The organism is uncultured Blautia sp. (genome assembly GCF_902497045.1).
Classification (GTDB): domain Bacteria; phylum Bacillota; class Clostridia; order Lachnospirales; family Lachnospiraceae; genus Blautia_A.
The window spans coordinates 1-1721 of record NZ_CABVDF010000361.1; the positions used below are offsets into that span (position 1 = coordinate 1).

2 protein-coding genes and 1 riboswitch are annotated in these 1721 nt (G+C 43.1%); of the genes, one reads left to right on the forward strand and one right to left on the reverse strand.

Annotation, left to right across the window (positions count from 1 at the left end; translation table 11 throughout):
• The first annotated feature begins 24 nt into the window (after positions 1 to 24).
• A riboswitch (THF riboswitch) is annotated at positions 25 to 137 on the forward strand.
• A 75-nt stretch (positions 138 to 212) separates the two neighbouring features.
• Positions 213 to 776 (forward strand): folate family ECF transporter S component, encoded by a 564-nt coding sequence (locus RDS42_RS14690; RefSeq protein ID WP_308784304.1) that lies wholly within the window; start codon positions 213 to 215, stop codon positions 774 to 776.
• A gap of 128 nt (positions 777 to 904) precedes the next feature.
• On the opposite strand, the gene RDS42_RS14695 is transcribed toward RDS42_RS14690, so the two are convergent.
• The coding region (locus RDS42_RS14695) for a GNAT family N-acetyltransferase (RefSeq protein WP_308784305.1) at positions 905 to 1721 on the reverse strand (817 nt) is incomplete at its 5' end.

Consider the following 1721-nt stretch of genomic DNA (forward strand, 5'->3'; position numbering starts at 1 on the left):
TATACTAAGCTTAAAATAAATAATAGCGAAGTAGGAATTTATGCGTTAAGTGTTCATTGGCTGGGGAGTCGCCGTGAAACGAAAAGCTTGTTTACATCTTAAGGAAGGCTTACGATATATTTTCCGCACCCGTTGCTACATGTGAGAACATCTCATAATGTGGAGGGAATATTATTTATTTCAATAAATTCCATTATGGAGGTGTTTTTATTATGCAGAAAAACAATCATTCTGTACGTAACGTGAAAACCCTTGTATTTATGGCTCTTCTGGTTGCCATGCAGCTTGTACTTTCCAGGATCTTTGTGATTGAACTGGGACCTTACCGTATTACGGTAGGAACTGTATGTACAGTGCTGGCCGGTCTTTGGATGGGACCTGTGGCAGGCGGTATCTGCGGCGGATGCGCGGACATCATTGGATGCTTTATCAAGGGATATGCAGTAAATCCGTTTATTACACTTGCAGCAATTCTCTGGGGAGTACTCCCGGCGCTTGCAAAGAGATTTTATGCAAACAAATCCAGAACAGGAAAGACCGTAGGGATTTCTCTTTCTATTATCTGTACAGGAGCACTTTGTTCTCTTGTGCTTACAACAGCAGGACTTGTGATTTTCCTTGGATATTCTTTTTATGCGATCATGCCTGGAAGACTTGTCCAGTTTGCAATTATGATGCCTGTGTACTGTGTACTGACCTGTCTGCTGTATTTCAGTCCTCTTACAACGCTGGTGGCAGGAAATACAACACCGCAGGTTATGGGCAAGGCAGCATAAGAAATTTTAAAAGAAAAATAAATGATAATTACATAACTGATTCCCCATACAGGGACTGACACAGATGGAGCAGATCATACTCCAAATGCAGGCAGAAATGTCTGGCTTCTGTGCCGGTTCCTGTATTTTTATTTGTCAGGAATAAGGAAGTCTGCATCTGGAGAGGAAGGCGGAACGGTAGTCTGTACCCGGAACCAGTACGTATAAAAATACTGAAATCCAAGTGAAGAATAGAGATTTTTAGCCGCGGTATTTCCCTTTACAACCTGAAGATAGGCATGCTCAGCACCTTTTTTGCAGCCTTCTGCCAAAAGTCCGGAACAGATCTGGCGGGCAAGCCCCTGGCCGCGATATTCTTCTTTTACATGAATGGCATAAATACCAATATAATCACGATCCAGAATCCCCAGTCCTGTGGCGACGATCTGTTTATTCTTTTTCACACAGGCACAGATGGTGCGTTTCGGAATAGCGTGATACATGGATGGAACCACCGCTCTGTGCACAGGATCTTTTGTTCCTTTCAGGTCAAAAAGTCCGGTGATCCAGAAATCGGGAATGTGATCTGTCAGGATGATATCATCACAGCAGGCATTTAAATGGGTATGGGACAGATCCAGGGTCATGACCTCTGTAGTATGCTGGATCTTATATCCGCGGTTTTCCAGAGTATAGTCAAAATCAGGAGAAACAAGGGGACTGATCTTAAAAACAGCAGGAGTTCCCAGCCGCTGGTATTCATGTTCGCAGTAAGGAATTTTTTCCCTCCAGGGAAGGCTGGAGACTCCGAACTGCTCTACGCTGTTGGTTCTGTGTGTATAAAAATGAGAAAAACGCAGGATCCAGCCGTCATACAGCTCCATTTTATATGACGGCCATGCATTTAAGGACATATCTTCTATTTTTTTTATAGTTGTTTCCATGATCGCTCCCTCCAATTTTATT

What these genes read in the sequence shown, in the direction of transcription:
- RDS42_RS14690 (WP_308784304.1), top strand. Translation starts at nt 213, where the DNA reads ATGCAGAAAAACAATCATTCTGTACGTAACGTGAAAACCCTTGTATTT.